The organism is Stutzerimonas nitrititolerans, assembly GCF_003696285.1.
Taxonomy (GTDB): Bacteria; Pseudomonadota; Gammaproteobacteria; order Pseudomonadales; family Pseudomonadaceae; genus Stutzerimonas; species Stutzerimonas nitrititolerans.
Window position 1 is genome coordinate 86,721 of sequence record NZ_RFFL01000016.1, and the last position, 15,578, is coordinate 102,298.

Here is a 15,578-nt window from a genome sequence, read left to right on the forward strand (position 1 = left end):
CCGCATGTCCTACATCGTCCCAGCCGAATTCGTCACCAAGATGGTCGACGCCGGCGAATCCAAGATCCACATGGCCACCCGCGACACCCTGATCCGCGCCTTCATGGCCGGCGCCATCCTCGCCCTGGCGGCGGTGTTCGCCGTCACCATCACGGTGCAGACCGGCTCGGCGCTGGTGGGCGCCATGCTCTTCCCGGTCGGTTTCGTGATGCTCTACCTGATGGGCTTCGACCTGCTCACCGGGGTGTTCATGCTCACCCCGCTGGCGCTGCTCGACCGCCGCCCCGGCGTTACCGTCGGCGGCATCCTGCGCAACTGGGGGCTGGTGTTCCTCGGCAACTTCGCCGGCGCGCTGACCGTGGCCTTCATGATGGTATTCGTCTTCACCTACGGCTTCTCCACCGAGCCGGGCGAAGTGGCGCAGAAGCTCTCGCACATCGGCGAGGCCCGCACCCTGGGGTATGCCGAATACGGCGCGGCCGGCTGGGCGACCATCTTCCTGCGCGGCGTGCTGTGCAACTGGATGGTGTCGATGGGCGTGGTGGGCGCAATGATCTCCACCACCGTCGGCGGCAAGGCGATCGCCATGTGGATGCCGGTCATGCTGTTCTTCTACATGGGCTTCGAGCACTCGGTGGTGAACATGTTCCTGTTCCCGGCCGGGCTGATGATGGGCGGCGACTTCTCGATCATGGATTACATGCTCTGGAACGAAATCCCCACCGCGCTGGGCAACCTGGTCGGCGGTCTGGCATTCACCGGCCTGACCCTCTACACCACCCACATGCGCACCGCGCCAAAGCGGGCGATGATTTGAGCCTGCCCCAAGCCAGGTGTTTGCACCTGATTCCCCTCTCCCCTTGCGGGAGAGGGGCTATGGGGCGCCCGGCTAGGGGAGAGGGGTAAAGTCCATGCACCAGGCCGCTCACCCTCTCCCCCGGCCCCTCTCCCGTCAAGGGAGAGGGGAGGCCGGAGCCACCCTGCCAGCCGCCCTTGCTGTCACCGTCGGCCAGTTCTCCGACAAAGGCCGCAAGCCTCTCAACCAAGACTTCTACGGCGTGCGCCTGCCGTCGTGGGAAGAACAGCACAGCAAGGGAATCGCCCTGGCCATCGCCGATGGCATCAGCAGCAGCGACGTTAGCCATATCGCCAGCGAAACGGCGGTGAAGAGCTTTCTCGAAGACTACTTCTGCACACCGGACGCCTGGTCGGTCAAGCAGTCCGGCCAGCGCGTGCTGGTGGCGACCAACGCCTGGCTGCACGCGCAGACGCGGCGCGGCCCTTACCGTTACGACCGGGACCGCGGCCATGTCTGCACCTTCAGCGCGCTGGTACTCAAGTCCACCACCGCGCACCTGTTCCATGTCGGCGATGCGCGCCTCTACCGGCTGCGCGCCGGCCAGCTGGAGCTGCTCACCGAGGAGCATCGGGTCTGGTTGTCGCCGGAGCAGAGTTGCCTGGGCCGTGCCCTGGGCATCAATCCGCATGTGGAGATCGACTACCGCACCTTGCCCTTACAGGTGGGCGACCTGTTCCTGTTGCTTACCGACGGCGTGCACGAATGGCTGAGCGAAGCGTCGCTGCTCGCGCTGATCGACCCGGACCTGGACGCCAGCGCGCGGCGCCTGGTGCGTGAAGCCCACGCCCGAGGCAGTCCGGACAATCTCACTGCCCAGCTGGTGCGCATCGACGCGCTGCCCGACGGGCAGGCCGGAGAGGTCCAGCGCCAACTGGACGAGCTGGCGCTGCCGCCGCTGCTGAAGCCGCCGACGCGGTTCGAGGGCTACCACATCCTGCGTGAACTGCACGCCAGCAGCCGCAGCCATGTCTACCTGGCCGAAGACGAGCACAGCGGCGAGCGGCTGGTACTGAAGACCCCGTCCCTGGACCAACGCCACGACCGTGCCTATCTCGAGCGCCTGCTGCTGGAGGAGTGGATCGCCCGGCGCCTGCACAGCGTGCATGTGGTACGGGCCCCGGCATCGAACCGCCCGCGGCAGTACCTGTACAGCGTCACGGAATACATCGAAGGCCAGACCCTGGCCCAATGGATGACCGACAACCCGAACCCGACGCTGGAACGGGTGCGCGACCTGCTGGAGCAGATCGCCCGTGGCCTGCGTGCCTTCCATCGTTTGGAAATGCTGCACCGCGACCTGCGTCCGGAAAACATCCTGATCGATGCCAACGGCACCCTGAAACTGATCGACTTCGGCTCGGCGCAGGTCACCGGCCTGGCCGAGGGCGGCATGGACGCGGACAATCCAGTGCCCGGCGCCCTGGCCTACACCGCGCCGGAATACTTCCTCGGCGAAGGCGGCAGCTTGCGCTCGGATCTGTTCTCCATGGGCGTGATCGCCTACCGCCTGCTGGGCGGCGACCTGCCCTATGGCGCCGAGGTGGCCCGCGCCCGCAGCCGCACCGCCCAGCTGCGCCTGCGCTACCGGCCGCTGTGGCGCGAGGACCGCGCGTTGCCGCCCTGGCTCGACGCCGTGCTGCGCAAGGCCGTGCATCCCAATCCGGCGCGGCGTTACGGCGAGCTTTCAGAGTTCCTCCACGACCTGCGCCAGCCACCGCCGGACCTGCTGCAACGGGCCAGGGCGCCGCTGCTGCAGCGTAACCCGCTGCGCTTCTGGCAGACGCTGGCCTGGGTGCAGATGCTGATGCTGCTGGTCCTGTCGTTGTGGTGAGTTTTTCGCTCCCGCGGGAATGCCCTACCAGGGCAGTGGCTCGCCCTGATAGTCGATAAAGCGATGGCCGCCCTGGCCGGCGGCGCCAATCACCTGTTCGGCCAGCCCCTGGGTGCTCGTCTCGACATCCAGCGGTGCTTCGGCGCCGCCCATGTCGGTTTTCACCCAGCCAGGGTGCAGGCTCAGCACGGTCAATGTCGTATCGCCCAGCTCGGCGACGAAACTGCGCGTCAGGTGATTCAGCGCTGCCTTGCTGGCGCCGTACAGCGACATTCCCATGCCCGGGCCGGTTTCGACACTGCCCATGATCGAGCTGACGAAGGCAATCACCCCGGTGCGCGGGTTCAGCAGCGGGCGCATGGCTTCGGCCAGGCGAATCGGCGCCACGGCGTTGATCATGAACAGCTGTCCCACTTCGTCGATGGTCGCGGCGCTGGCCGCTTTGTCCTGCGGTCCGGCGATGCCTGCGTTGATGTAGAGCAGGTCCAGGGTGACGCCGGCCAGGCGCGCGGGCAGGGCGTCGACCTGGGCGGCGTCGGTGATGTCCAGCGCTTCGACGCGGACGCCGGGAATGGCTGCCAGCTCGGTAGCGCGCTGCGGATCCCTGGCCGTGGCGATCACCTGCCAACCCGTGGTGCTCAACTGCCTGGCCAGTCCGAGACCGAGTCCGCGCGAGGCGCCGATGATGAGTGCGGTTTTATCCATCGATGTTCTCCAGAGTGTCTGATGCCGGTAACGACCCATACTTTAGGGGCTGTTGCCGTTTCGTCGCGAGCCGCGGTGCTGCGAAAAATGGCGCCAGGTTAGGCGTAGGACGCAGGTAATGGCCTCGGCCGGCCGCGTCATTCCTACAACGACAGCTGGCGCCATCCCGCGCAACCCTTCGGGCCGGGCCTGTTTTTACGCGATGCGGCGTTACTCGTCGTTCATTTGGAATGACCAAACTTCTCTCCTCATGCCTTGCCTCGCGTAAAAACAGGCGCCGGCGCGGCCGCGGACGAAATGGCAGCCGACCCTAGCCCGGTGCCGCGAGCCATGGGCAAGTCGATGTCGCGGCCTGCTAAGCTCGATTTCTTTTCGCACCGACGGCCGACCGACATGGCACTGACTTCCGTCCATCCGGACACTGAAATCGCACAGCAGCGGGCTGCCCTGACGCGGCTCATCGAGCGTTGCATCGGCGCGGACGGGATCCATCCGACGGCGATCGAATCGCTGCACCTGATCCGCAGTTCATCCCCCAGCCAGTTCATCCACGGGCTGCACAAGCCGGGCCTGTGCATCGTCGTGCAGGGGCGCAAGGAGGTGCTGCTGTTCGACGAACGCTACCTGTACGACCCCTTGCACTACCTGGTGGTGTCGGTGACCGTGCCGGTGGCGGGGCGGGTGATAGAGGCCTCCGCCGAAGCGCCCTATCTGTGCCTGCGGCTGGACATCGACCCCGCGCTGATCGCCACGCTGCTGGCCGAGACCGGCTGCGACGCCGGCCCTGCGCAGGACGAAGGGCGTGGCCTGTATCTGGATCGCATCGACGCGCCCCTGCTGGATGCCACGCTGCGCCTGGTGCGGTTGCTCGAAACCCCGCAGGACATCCCCGTGCTGGCCCCGCTGGCGATTCGCGAAATCTTCTATCGGTTGCTGCAGGGCCGCCAGGGCCGCCACCTGCGCGAGGTCGCGGTACGGGACAGCCAGGGCCATCGCGTCACCCGCGCCATCGAGTGGCTGAACCGCAACTATGTCGAGCCGCTGCGCATCGAGGAGCTGGCGCAGCGAGTCAACCTCAGCGCCTCCACGCTGCACCACAGGTTCAAGGCGCTGACGGCGATGAGCCCGCTGCAGTACCAGAAGCAGCTGCGCCTGCAGGAGGCCCGGCGTCTGCTGATGGGCGGCGGGCTGGATGTGTCCAGTGCCGGCTACCGGGTCGGCTACGAAAGCCCTTCGCAATTCAGCCGTGAGTACAGCCGGCTGTTCGGCACCTCGCCGGCCAAGGACATCGCCCGGCTGCGCAGCACGGCCTGAATATCACCGATCAACTGCAGGGTCAGGCACTTCGCGCAGCGCCTGCGCCGCGTCGATGGCGCGCGGAAAGCCGGCGGTGACGGTGGTGAGATAAACCACTTCCTTCAACTCCTCTCGTGTCACGCCCAGGTGCAGCGCGTAACCGGCATGGACCTTCAGGTACGGCAGGTTGCCCTGCGCGGCGAAAGCGGCCACGGCGGCGAGCTGTCGAGTGCGGTCATCCAGACCAGGTCGGCTCCAGACGTCGCCCAGGGCGTAGTCGGTGATGCCTGCGGCCAGGAAGGGGTAGTCCTCGCGCAGCGCGTCGAGTACCGGCTGCCCGGCGCCGCCGGAAAGGTGATCCATGACCGCCAGGCCGCGTTCCTGCCGTTCGTTGCCGAATACCTCCAGCGAGGCCAGAGTGAGTGGGCCGAGCAACCCCAGACAGGCCACAAGAAACGGACCTTTCACGTTCGCTTTCATGGTGGCTTCCTCAATAGGGGCTGGCGGTAGGGCGAACCACCAGTTCACTGACGTCGACATCGGCCGGCTGCTCGACGGCATAGGCGATCGCGCGGGCGATGGCCTCGGCCGGAATGGCGACACGGCGGAAGTCGGCCATGGCAGCCTTTGCGCCTTCCTCGGTAATGCTCTCGGCCAGCTCCGATTCGGTCACGCCGGGGGAAATCAGAGTGACGCGAATGTCGCCTCCCACTTCCTGGCGCAGGCCTTCTGAGATCGCCCGTACCGCATACTTGGTCGCGCAATAGACGGCCGCGGTCGGACTCACGGCATAGGCGCCGATCGAGGCGATGTTGATGAACTGGCCGCCGCCCTGGCGCTGCATCAGCGGCAGCCCGGCGGCGATGCCGTGCAGCACGCCGCGGATGTTCACGTCGATCATCCGGTTCCATTCGTCCAGCTTGAGGGCGTCCAGGCGGGACAGCGGCATCACGCCAGCATTGTTGATGATCACGTCGACCCGGCCGAACTGCTGGCAGGCGTAGTCGACGAAGGCCTGGGTGTCCTCGCGGCTGGTGACGTCCAGCCTGCGGAACAGTGCCGTACCGCCCGCCTCGTTGATCTGTCCGGCGAGTGCCTGCAGACGTTCCACCCGTCGCGCACCCAGTACGACCTGGGCACCCTGGTGCGCCAGCAGACGGGCGGTGGCTTCGCCGATGCCACTGCTGGCACCGGTTATGAGGATGATTTTGCCGCTGATGTTCGACATGTCGCTTCCTCCGCATGGTTTGGATCTCGCAGCACTGTTCGTGCTGCGAGATAAAACTATTGCGAAGTGAGGCGTTGGCGTTACGTCGATCCTGTCGAGGACTTGCCTGATTCTGGCGTTAGTCAGCCCCGGTTTCGGCCCAGCTGTCCGGTCGGTTGATGTAGTCGGTCAGCTCCCGCAGCCGGCCATGGTCGCGGCCGTTGAACACGAAGCTCAGGCGTGGCAGCGATTGCAGTTCGGGCTCGTCCAGTTCCTGTTCGCAGCAGGACTGTTGCTCGAACTGGCCGCTCAGGCAGAGGTCGGCGAAGTGTTCGTTGAGGTGATCCAGCGTGGCGTCGCTCAGAGCATGGTTGAGACGCATGACGAAGCGCTCCTTGAAGCGCCGGCTGGAGTGGAAGTTGCGATAGAAATCGGCGATTTCCCGCGCGGCCTCCTCGGGATCCTCGACCAGGCGCATCAGGCGCATGTCGTTGGGCAGGATGTAGCGGTTGTCGACCAGCTGCCGGCTCATGAACTGCAGCGCATCCTTCCAGAACGAGCCGCCCGGCTGGTCGAGCAGCACCACCGGCACCAGCGGGCTCTTGCCGGTCTGGATCAGGGTGAGCACTTCCAGTGCCTCGTCCAGGGTGCCGAAGCCGCCCGGGCAGAGCACCAGCGCATCGGCTTCCTTGATGAAGAACAGCTTGCGCACGAAGAAGAAGTGGAACGACAGCAGGTTATTGGTGCCGTCCACCGTGGGGTTGGCATGCTGCTCGAAGGGCAGGGTGATGTTCAGACCGAGGCTGTTGTCCAGGCCCGCGCCCTCGTGCGCCGCGGCCATGATGCCGCCACCGGCACCGGTGATGACCATCATGTCGTAGCGCGCGAGGGTGGCACCCAGTTCGCGGGCCTGGGCGTAGAGCGGGTTCTCGATGGGGGTGCGGGCCGAGCCGAAGACCGTTACCTTGCGCCGCCGCTTGAACTGGTCGAGGCGGCTGAAGGCATGTTCCATCTCGCGCATGGTCTGCAGCAGGATCTTGGCATCCCAGCGGCTGCGGTCGGCTTGCGCCATGCGCATCACGGTGACCAGCATCTCGCGGTAGAGCGGCAGGTTCTGGCTGTTCTGCGGCACCGCCAGCGCGGCCAGCTCGTCGATCTTCTGCGACAGGTCGGTGCTGCCGACCTTGAAGTGCCGTGCAAGGTAATCGTCCGGTTCGAAAGACATTCAACTTCTCACTTATGTTCGTGACCCATCGTGCGAGACCGCCGATACGGCCGCACGGAAGTGGCACCTTACCCGGAACGCGCCGGCCTGTGTGGCGCTTCGACCACCCTCGCGCGCGCCCCTGGCTCAGAGTGCGATGCGGTCGCCGAGCTCGGGAATGTTGGCTTCCCAGCCCAGACGGTCGCGCAACGCCTGTTGCAGGGCCTGCATGTTCTCCAGCTCGCCGTGCACCAGGTGCAGCTCGGGGCGTGGCTGGAAATGGCTGACCCAGTCGATCAGTTGGGACTGGCCGGCGTGGGCCGAGAAGCCGCCCAGTGTGTGCACTTGCGCGTTCACCGCGATGCGCTGGTGCATCAGCTTGACGGTCCGGGCGCCATCGACGATCGCCCGCCCCAGCGTGCCGCGGGCCTGGAAACCGGGTATCACCAGGTGACATTCCTTGCGCCAGAGGTTGTGCTTGAAATGATGCAGGATGCGCCCGCCGGTGCACATGCCGCTGCCGGCGATGATGATCACGCCGCTTTTGAAGCGGTTGATGGTCATCGAGTCCTCGGCGGTGGGTGTGGTTTTCAGCACCGGCAACCAGCGCTCGATGCGGTAGCGGCCGTTCTGCTGCGGTTCGATGGGCGCCTCGCCGCTGATTTCCAGCTGCTCCTGGAAATGCGAGTAGATGGCGTTGGCGCCGATCGCCATGGGGCTGTCGAGGAACACGGCCTGCTGTGGCAGGCGACCTTTCTGATAGAGCATGCCCAGGTAGTAGATCAGATCCTGGGTGCGGCCCACGGCGAAGGAGGGCATCAGGACGTTGCCACCGTCCCGGTGGGCCTGATGGAGGATCGCCTCCAGTTCGTCGATGGTCGCCTGGTGGTCGCGATGGTCGCGGTTGCCATAGGTCGATTCCATCAGCACCACGTCCGCCTGCTGCAATACGGTCGGCGCATGCATCAGCGGCGAGCAGCTGTTGCCCAGGTCGCCCGAGAACACCAGCCGGCGGGTGCGGCCGAAGTCCTCGACGTCCAGCTGGACGATCGCCGAGCCGAGAATGTGGCCGGCATCGTGGAAGGTCACCTGAACGCCCGGTGCGGCTTCGAACGGCTCGCCGTAGTCGTGCGGTCGTCGCTGCTTGAGCATGCGCTCGGTATCGGCGACGGTGTAGAGCGGTGTGATCGGCGGCTTGCCGAGACGGGCCCGCCAGCGGTTTTCCCACTCGGTGTCCTTTTCCTGGAGGTTCGCCGAGTCCAGCAGCATCAGCTCCAGCAATTCGCCGGTGGCCGTTGTCACATGAACCGGGCCCTTGAAGCCTGCCGCCGTCAGCCGTGGCAGCAGGCCGCTGTGGTCGATATGCGCATGGGACAGCACCACCGCATCCAGTGTTTGCGGGTCGAAGGGGAAGTTGGCGCGGTTGCCTGCTTCGTCCTTGCGGCGGCCCTGCTGCATGCCGCACTCCAGGAGTACCCGGGCACCCGCGTGGGTTTCGATCAGGTAGCAGGAGCCTGTGACCTGCTGGATGGCGCCGAGAAAACTGAGCAAAGCCATGGAATGGACTCCTGTCTGGTCGATGTTGCCGAGGATGCCTGCTGCCAGCCGCCTGCGTCTTGATTCACATCAGAGATGGCCCCATGAGAGCTGTCTAGACTTCCCGTACCGCCAAGCCACGGAGCGATCCAATGAGTCAGCTATTGCCCAGCCTTGCCGAACTTGACCAGCATGCCGAGGCCCAGCCGGCGTTCGCCGCCTGGCGAGCCGGGTATGGTCCGTTCGAGCATGCGCCGCAAACCCAGGCGGCGGTATTCCGTCTGGCGCACCAGTTGGTGCAGGCGAACCTGCAGCCGGACGTCGACAGCGTTTACCGATTGCTATCGGCCGTCGACCGCCTCGGCTCCGCCGGGTTGTGGCTGGTGGTGCACATGACCTATGCCCGGCGGGTTCGCCTGGATGGTGCGCCGCTGGAGGCGGAAGACTTCAAGGAAACGCCCGAGGGGCACACCGGCGGCGCCTTGAACATGGTGCCGGCCTACGTGGGCTATCTGGGGCTGAATGCCCTGACGGGCAGTACCCGCGGCTGGCTGATGGGGCAGGGCCACTGCGTGGCGGCCATCGAGGCGCTGAACTTGCTGACCGGCAACCTGCATCCCGAGCAGGAACAGGCCTATGCCGACGGCGAAACCGGCATGAATCGGTTGCTGCAGGATTTCTATGGCTATCACCAGGCCAGCGATGGCAGCCCGGCCGCGCCGCTGGGCAGCCACGTCAATGCTCATACCGCCGGTGGCATTGCCGAAGGCGGCTACCTGGGCTTCGCCGAACTGCAATACGCGCACATTCCGTTGCCGGGCGAGACGCTGGTGGCATTCCTGTCCGACGGCGCGGCCGAGGAACAACGTGGCAGCGACTGGATTCCGCGCTGGTGGCGTGCCGAGGATTGCGGCCTGGCCCTGCCGGTCATGATCGCCAACGGCCGACGTATCGAGCAGCGCACCCAGCTGGGCACCCACGAAGGACTGGAAGGTTTCCGCCAGCACCTGGCTGGCTGCGGATTCGACCCGATCCCGTTCGATGGCCGTGATCCGGCGGCCTTCGTCTGCATTCTCTGGGAGATGGAGCAGCGCCTGGCCAGGCGAGTGGAGGAGAAGGCCCGCGGCATCCTGAATTATCCGCTGCCGATCCCTTACGGCATTGCCGAGACGGTGAAGGGTTTCGGCTTCTACGGCGCCGGCAGCAACGCGGCGCACAACCTGCCATTGCCGGCCAATCCGCGGCTGGATGCCGAGTCCCGCGAGCTGTTCAACCAGCACGTCGCACCCCTGTTCGTCGCCCAGGAAGAACTGCAGGCGGCCCGCACGCTGCTGGCACGCAACCGCCAGGGCCGCCCGCTGGAGCGGGACAATCCGATGGCGCTGCGGCGCCCGCCGGCACCGGTCATGCCCAGGTTGAGCTTCCGCGACGACAGCTGCTCGCCGATGGCGGCGGTGGATGAGTTCTTCGTCGAGCTGGTGCGGGCCAACCCCGGCCTGCGGCCACGGGTCGGCAATCCCGATGAACTGGCCAGCAACCGCCTGGGTGGCGTGCTGCGTGCGCTCAAGCATCGCGTCATCGATCCCGAGAACGAGCTGGAGGCGGTGGACGGCAGCATCATCACCGCGCTGAACGAAGAGGCCGTGGTGTCCGCCTGCCTGGCCAACCAGGGTGGCCTCAACCTGGTCGCCAGCTACGAAGCCTTCTGCGTGAAGATGCTCGGTGCGGTCCGCCAGACGCTGATCTTCGCGCGCCTGCAAAAGGAGGCGGGGCGCCCCGCCGGCTGGCTGGGCTGGCCGTTGATCGCCACCTCGCATACCTGGGAAAACGGCAAGAACCAGCAATCGCACCAGGACACCACCTTCTGCGAGGCGTTGCTGGGCGAAATGAACGACATGGTGCGCGTGCTGTTCCCCGCGGACCACAACAGCGCCAAGGCGCTGCTGCCGTCGATCTACCAGGCGCGCGGGCAACTGGCTTGCCTGGTCATGCCCAAACGCGAGCGGCCGCAGTTCTTCGATCAGGCCCAGGCCGAGCGCCTGGCGCGTGATGGCGCCATCGTGGTCGAGGAGTACCAGGGCGACGACCCGTTGCTGCTGATCGCCTGCGGCAGTTACCAACTGAGCGAGATGCGCCGTGCGGCGGCCCGCCTGAAAGAGGCCGAGTGCGGCTATCGACTGGTCTACCTGCAGGAACCCGGGCGTTTCCGCGCGCCGCGCGACCGCTGGGAAATCGAAGCGCTGGCCAGCGACGGGGTGGCGGAAAGGCTGTTCCCCGACCGCCTGGAAATGCGCGTGCTACTGACCCACATGCGCCCCGAAGTGGCGCGTGGTCACCTTTGGCCGATCCTGCCGGATGCGCGCAAGAGCTCGGTGCTGGGTTATCGCAACCGGGGCGGCACGCTGGATGAAAGCGGCATGCAATTCGCCAACCGCGCGACCTGGGCCAACGTGCTGGCCGCCTGCGCGCGCCTGCGCAATGTACCGCGCACCGCCTTGCTGACGCCCGACGAGGCGGCAGCGGTGGCGGGCAAGGGTGATCCGGAAATCCTCCGGTAGTGTCGCCGGGCAGCCGGTGTTCAAACCTGCGCGGGGCGCTGGGCTAACAGGCCGTTGAAATGTAGGCGAGGCAGCCAGTGCAAGGCAAAAACAGGCGAAAAAGCGCAGTTTAGGCGTTCTAAATGAGCATTTTGAGCCTGTTTTTAACGCAGCAATGGCAACGTAGGTAGTTTTTCAACGGCCTGCTAAGGGCGGTTGGTTGCTGCGGTCATGCCTCTGCTCGGTGATATCGATGGGTGGCAGATAGAGCCCTTCGATGGCGGTAGGTCAGGCCGCCACGGATGGCCGCAAGATCCGCGACATCGGAGGCCTTTGCTTTCTGCATCATGTCGCCGCCTTCATATCGAAGCCGCGAGTGTCGAAGTAGCGCTGCCCACCCAGCGACTTCGCCGAGCGTTGGGCCGTACTCTGTACCAACTGGTCGTGAATGAAGTGGCCGAACAACAGGCTCACCTCGTCTGGCAGCGGTTGGGGGCGCGCGTTGAACCACTCGTGATCCAGCAGCACGTTCCACACGTCGAGTTGCCGCGCGCCGCCCGCCGCCGCATAAGCGTACTCCGTCCGGGCGGCGCGCATGTGGCGGGCCTCGCTGTCCACATCCTCCAGCCAGCTCAGTTGCGCCCGCAGCGCCTCGCGTTCGGCCTGTAGCGCTCTGCTGCGTTCGAGGCGGGCCAGTTTGTGCTCCCGGCTTTCCTGCGGGAGCCCGAGCAGGCCGCGGCTATTGCCTGCCTGGAACTGGCTGGCATGCAGGCGATCCTCCTCTTCGCCGATCTTGCGCAGGCGCTGCTCATAGGGTCGCCAGAGCGATGCCAGCCAGCGGATATACAGGCGCATATGGCCGAGGAAGAGGCCCTGCTGGCCCAGGTCGAGTCCGCGCAGTTGCGCAACGCTGAGCTCAGCTGCGCGCTGGTAGTGCCTGACCAGTGCATGGGCGTTCTTGCCGGCGATATGGTCGTTGAAGATGAATAGCTGGGCTGTCTTGAGATCAATGTCTGCTAGATCCTCAAGATGTGGGAAAGGCACGCCCGCCCGAAATGCCGCCTGGTACATCCGGTGCAGGCTGACCAGGGCCAGTTCGGCGCTGGGCTTCTGTTCACCGGGCAACAGGCTGCCACCGATGTCCTCGCTGACGCCGGGCATCAGTTCCTCGCGCCACCTGGGATTGCCGGTGCCGAGCAGATGGGCGCGGCGGTAGAAGCGTCGCTCGTGGGCCGCGACTAGGTGCAGGGTCTGGCGTACCTGCGGGGGCAGGCTCCCGGCATCGCCCAGTACGTTACGCAACGGGCCGAGCAGGAGGTCGTCGAGCAGCGGCACCTCGATGTGGCTGCGGTCCACGGCATCGAACAGGCCGGCGAACAGCACGACCAGGCGAATGCCCTGGTACTCCACCTTTTCCCCGTCGATCAGGCAGCGTCCCAGCAGGCGGTGCAGAAAGCCACGCGCCAGGGTGGCCCCGTAGTCGAAGCCGTAAACCGACAGCTCGATGCGTTTCAGCGGCGGGCCTCCCAGCGCCTTGATCTTGTCGATTTCAGTGTTCAGGTAGTCGATCGCGCCATCGATCCGGGTGTTGGCCCCGCTCTTGAGCAACTGGGCGGCGATGGGCGAGTCGCGCAGGGGCGCCACGGCCTCCATTGTGGCATCGACCACCGCACCCTTCAGTACCCGGGCAGCCTTGGCGGGATGCTGGCCCAGCTCGCTCAGATCATGCTTGAGACGCTCCCACCAGTTGCGCTGCTTCAGCACATCCTTGAGCGCTTCCATCCCCTGGTCCACGGTGACTTCCCGCGGTACCTCGGACACTGCCCCGCCAAAGCTGTCCAGGCTGCCATTAGCCATGGTGGTCAGGTCGGCGTCGTAGTCTTCGCCCAATCCCGAGATATAGGCCTTGCGGTAAGCGAAAAAAGGATCAGGTATCTGGTTAGGCATGTCGACAGGGTGGGCCAGATACAGCTTGCCCACATTGCTGACCCGTCCAGACTGCAAATCCTTGAGCAGGTGACGACCGAAGCCATCGAAGAAAAAGCCAATCCGCAGGGTGCGCTCGCAGCTCATGACATGGCTGTTCTCCAACGGTCCGGCGCAACGAGCTGCGGCTGACGCAGCGAGGTCGAAATGTCGCGTGCTCATCGAATTCTGGTCTCCTTGCCTTCGAATACCGACTGCGCCGGCGCTTCCTTGAGCTTTTCGTAGGGCGTGTCCAGATTGGCGCTCCAGGCCAGGCGGATTTGATCGCCCGGGAAGAAATGCATGTGCAGATAGCGATCCCCCCGATTGCGTGGCGGGTTGGGCAGTTCGAGCGAGAGGGTTTCTTCCCGCGCACCTTGTTCGTATTGGGTACGGGTCATGCTCTTGATCCACTCCACCTTCAGCGTCTCGCCCTCGATACGCCAGCAGCAGGTCATGCCGCCCCCTCCATGAGCCGCTGCATTCCCACCCCAGTTGTCGTTGACGAAGTAGCTGAAGATCGGCCGGTCCGTATGGTTATGCCCGTACAGCGCCGCGCCCGGCATCCGCAGGGCCTGCCAGATGACGTAGGCCACGACCAGCGTTCCCCAGAACAGCAGCTGGATCAGCCCCTTGTGCAGTGGCGACAGGGCGCGCCAGCGGGTTTGCAGGCTGTGCAGTCGACTCATGCCGCGCTCCTTGCGGTGCGAGCCATCGCGGCCCGATTGAAATGACCTGTACTCATCGAATGCTGGTCTCCTTGCCTTCGAATACCGACTGCGCCGGCGCTTCCTTGAGCTTTTCGTAGGGCGTGTCCAGATTGGCGCTCCAGGCCAGGCGGATTTGATCGCCCGGGAAGAAATGCATGTGCAGATAGCGATCCCCCCGATTGCGTGGCGGGTTGGGCAGTTCGAGCGAGAGGGTTTCTTTTTGAATGCCTTGCCGTACCTGTTCGCCTGTTCGTCCCTTGATCCATTCCACCTTCAGCGTCTCGCCCTCGATACGCCAGCAGCAGGTCATGCCGCCCCCTCCATGAGCCGCTGCATTCCCACCCCAGTTGTCGTTGACGAAGTAGCTGAAGATCGGTCGATCCGTATGGTTGTGAACGTACAGCGCCGCGCCCGGCATACGCAGGGCCTGCCAGATGACCAAGGCCACGGCCAGCGCTCCCCAGAACAGCAACTGGAGCANTCGATCCGTATGGTTGTGAACGTACAGCGCCGCGCCCGGCATACGCAGGGCCTGCCAGATGACCAAGGCCACGGCCAGCGCTCCCCAGAACAGCAACTGGAGCAGCCCCTTGTGCAGCGGCGACAGGGCGCGCCAGCGGGTTTGCAGGCTGTGCAGCCAGCTCACATCAAATTCCTTCTTGTGCTGCCAGTACGCATTCGAGTGTGGTCTGCTCCTCATTGACCCGGCGCAGGATATCGGGCCAGTCGGGGCATTCGTGTAACGGGGTCCCTGTCATGAGGCTGTACAGCACGAAGAACGCCTGGTCATCCGGATGGCCCAGCTTCTGCTCTCTTGCGACAGCCAGCAGTCGCTGCACCTGTTGCAGGCGCTCCCCGTGGCAATCGCTGGCGAATGATTCTGGCGCAGCCTTTCCGACCTGCTGCAGCAATCGCTCGGCCTGGGCGTCGTGCTGCAAGCTGCGCATCAGCGCTTCGTCCAGGCGTATAGGGTGGTACTCCGGGTTTTCGCATCGCGCCAGCCCGGTGAAACGTTGCCAGCCCTGTTCGGTTCGGCTCCACCAGGCCTCGACAGGCCCGAACAGCCAGTGGTGCCATGGCTGGTCCGACTGCTGGTGCAGCAGCGGCAGCGCGGGCGGGGCATAGCTGCGAATCAGCAGCAACGCGTCGTTCCCATCCAGGCAGGCCAGTGCGTCGCCAAGATGACTCGCCAGTTGCCGGGCGGGCAATTGACTATTCAGCCAGCCGATCAGGCTGGTATCGAGTCGGTTGTGGAGCGCGACAAGGCTCTCGAACGGTTGACCGGTCATGTCCAGCAGCAGCGGCCCGTCGTTGCGCAAATGGGCGATTTCCGCTTGCTGCATCAGGGGCCAGTGGACGCATTCGTGCTCGGCCAGGGCGTTGCGCTGTTCAGGGGTAAGCGTGGCCTGTTCGATGATCGCAGCCAGGGTATGGCCCTCGGTACAGGCGCGAGTCCAGTCCTGTTTGCTGTGTTCGAAGCCGCTCATGGCTGTTCTCCAGAGAGAATCGCCGTTTGCTCGCGGATGGCTTTATGCAGGCATTCCACGCAAATACCGGCGGGTGGCGCCAGCCGTGAGATGTCCTGTGGAGGATGACGCTCCAGCAGATTACCCGCTTTGTCGGTATCGGCCAGCCGCGCCTGCCCCGGCAGGATGGGTCTGGCACCCGAGCCGCTGCCAGGCGCCCCACCCGAATTTATCCTGATGGTCGCGCCGTTCAGCGTTACGC

Annotated in this window: 13 protein-coding genes and 1 pseudogene; 4 read left to right on the forward strand and 10 right to left on the reverse strand. The window is 65.2% G+C overall.

Annotation, left to right across the window (positions count from 1 at the left end):
* Positions 1–4: 4 nt before the first annotated feature.
* Both EA795_RS18160 and EA795_RS18165 read left to right on the forward strand, forming a co-directional pair.
* Positions 5–817: a formate/nitrite transporter family protein gene (locus EA795_RS18160; protein ID WP_122078806.1), complete on the forward strand. Its 813-nt coding sequence runs from the start codon at positions 5–7 to the stop codon at positions 815–817.
* 94 nt (positions 818–911) lie between these two features.
* Positions 912–2,690 carry a bifunctional protein-serine/threonine kinase/phosphatase gene (locus EA795_RS18165; RefSeq protein ID WP_432813943.1) on the forward strand — a complete coding sequence of 593 codons (1,779 nt, stop codon included), beginning with the start codon at positions 912–914 and terminating at the stop codon, positions 2,688–2,690.
* Between the two features lie 24 nt (positions 2,691–2,714).
* On the opposite strand, the gene EA795_RS18170 is transcribed toward EA795_RS18165, so the two are convergent.
* Entirely contained in the window at positions 2,715–3,395 is a 681-nt protein-coding gene (locus EA795_RS18170) for an SDR family oxidoreductase (protein WP_122078807.1), read from the reverse strand.
* A 393-nt stretch (positions 3,396–3,788) separates the two neighbouring features.
* On the opposite strand from EA795_RS18170, the gene EA795_RS18175 reads away from it, so the two are divergent.
* A complete protein-coding gene (locus tag EA795_RS18175; RefSeq protein WP_122078809.1) occupies positions 3,789–4,709 on the forward strand; it encodes an AraC family transcriptional regulator in 921 nt (306 codons plus the stop codon).
* A 3-nt stretch (positions 4,710–4,712) separates the two neighbouring features.
* On the opposite strand, the gene EA795_RS18180 is transcribed toward EA795_RS18175, so the two are convergent.
* From EA795_RS18180 to EA795_RS18195, 4 genes are all read right to left on the reverse strand, one after another.
* A complete protein-coding gene (locus tag EA795_RS18180) occupies positions 4,713–5,171 on the reverse strand; it encodes a carboxymuconolactone decarboxylase family protein (protein WP_122078811.1) in 459 nt (152 codons plus the stop codon).
* Between the two features lie 10 nt (positions 5,172–5,181).
* On the reverse strand, positions 5,182–5,919 hold the full coding sequence (locus tag EA795_RS18185; protein WP_065984754.1) for an SDR family oxidoreductase: 738 nt from the start codon (positions 5,917–5,919) through the stop codon (positions 5,182–5,184).
* 118 nt (positions 5,920–6,037) lie between these two features.
* Positions 6,038–7,123, reverse strand: coding sequence for an LOG family protein (locus tag EA795_RS18190; protein ID WP_014853682.1), 1,086 nt, complete (start codon positions 7,121–7,123; stop codon positions 6,038–6,040).
* Between the two features lie 126 nt (positions 7,124–7,249).
* Positions 7,250–8,659 (reverse strand): MBL fold metallo-hydrolase RNA specificity domain-containing protein, encoded by a 1,410-nt coding sequence (locus EA795_RS18195; RefSeq protein WP_122078813.1) that lies wholly within the window; start codon positions 8,657–8,659, stop codon positions 7,250–7,252.
* Positions 8,660–8,790: 131 nt separating this feature from the next.
* Between EA795_RS18195 and EA795_RS18200 the strand changes: the two genes are divergently transcribed.
* Positions 8,791–11,196, forward strand: a complete 2,406-nt coding sequence (locus EA795_RS18200; RefSeq protein WP_122078814.1) for a phosphoketolase family protein — start codon at positions 8,791–8,793, stop codon at positions 11,194–11,196.
* Between the two features lie 324 nt (positions 11,197–11,520).
* Here EA795_RS18200 and EA795_RS18205 read toward each other — a convergent pair whose 3' ends face one another.
* The 5 genes and pseudogenes from EA795_RS18205 to EA795_RS18225 form a co-directional block, all read right to left on the reverse strand.
* Entirely contained in the window at positions 11,521–13,323 is a 1,803-nt protein-coding gene (locus EA795_RS18205; RefSeq protein ID WP_240645042.1) for a T6SS phospholipase effector Tle1-like catalytic domain-containing protein, read from the reverse strand.
* On the reverse strand, positions 13,320–13,829 hold the full coding sequence (locus tag EA795_RS18210; RefSeq protein ID WP_122078818.1) for a DUF3304 domain-containing protein: 510 nt from the start codon (positions 13,827–13,829) through the stop codon (positions 13,320–13,322). The genes EA795_RS18205 and EA795_RS18210 overlap by 4 nt, the downstream gene beginning before the upstream one ends.
* Positions 13,830–13,881: 52 nt before the next feature.
* A complete protein-coding gene (locus EA795_RS18215; RefSeq protein WP_432813944.1) occupies positions 13,882–14,550 on the reverse strand; it encodes a DUF3304 domain-containing protein in 669 nt (222 codons plus the stop codon).
* Entirely contained in the window at positions 14,498–15,337 is an 840-nt protein-coding gene (locus EA795_RS18220; RefSeq protein WP_122078820.1) for a DUF4123 domain-containing protein, read from the reverse strand. Before EA795_RS18220 ends, EA795_RS18215 begins: the two co-directional genes overlap by 53 nt.
* Positions 15,334–15,578: pseudogene (locus EA795_RS18225) on the reverse strand (type VI secretion system tip protein VgrG); the annotation flags it as partial. The pseudogene EA795_RS18225 and the gene EA795_RS18220, both read right to left, overlap by 4 nt.

What these genes read in the sequence shown, in the direction of transcription:
- EA795_RS18200 (WP_122078814.1), top strand. Translation starts at nt 8,791, where the DNA reads ATGAGTCAGCTATTGCCCAGCCTTGCCGAACTTGACCAGCATGCCGAG.
- EA795_RS18165 (WP_432813943.1), top strand. Translation starts at nt 912, where the DNA reads ATGCACCAGGCCGCTCACCCTCTCCCCCGGCCCCTCTCCCGTCAAGGG.
- EA795_RS18195 (WP_122078813.1), bottom strand. Translation starts at nt 8,659, where the DNA reads ATGGCTTTGCTCAGTTTTCTCGGCGCCATCCAGCAGGTCACAGGCTCC.
- EA795_RS18190 (WP_014853682.1), bottom strand. Translation starts at nt 7,123, where the DNA reads ATGTCTTTCGAACCGGACGATTACCTTGCACGGCACTTCAAGGTCGGC.
- EA795_RS18210 (WP_122078818.1), bottom strand. Translation starts at nt 13,829, where the DNA reads ATGAGTCGACTGCACAGCCTGCAAACCCGCTGGCGCGCCCTGTCGCCA.
- EA795_RS18180 (WP_122078811.1), bottom strand. Translation starts at nt 5,171, where the DNA reads ATGAAAGCGAACGTGAAAGGTCCGTTTCTTGTGGCCTGTCTGGGGTTG.
- EA795_RS18175 (WP_122078809.1), top strand. Translation starts at nt 3,789, where the DNA reads ATGGCACTGACTTCCGTCCATCCGGACACTGAAATCGCACAGCAGCGG.
- EA795_RS18205 (WP_240645042.1), bottom strand. Translation starts at nt 13,323, where the DNA reads ATGAGCACGCGACATTTCGACCTCGCTGCGTCAGCCGCAGCTCGTTGC.
- EA795_RS18170 (WP_122078807.1), bottom strand. Translation starts at nt 3,395, where the DNA reads ATGGATAAAACCGCACTCATCATCGGCGCCTCGCGCGGACTCGGTCTC.
- EA795_RS18185 (WP_065984754.1), bottom strand. Translation starts at nt 5,919, where the DNA reads ATGTCGAACATCAGCGGCAAAATCATCCTCATAACCGGTGCCAGCAGT.
- EA795_RS18220 (WP_122078820.1), bottom strand. Translation starts at nt 15,337, where the DNA reads ATGAGCGGCTTCGAACACAGCAAACAGGACTGGACTCGCGCCTGTACC.
- EA795_RS18160 (WP_122078806.1), top strand. Translation starts at nt 5, where the DNA reads ATGTCCTACATCGTCCCAGCCGAATTCGTCACCAAGATGGTCGACGCC.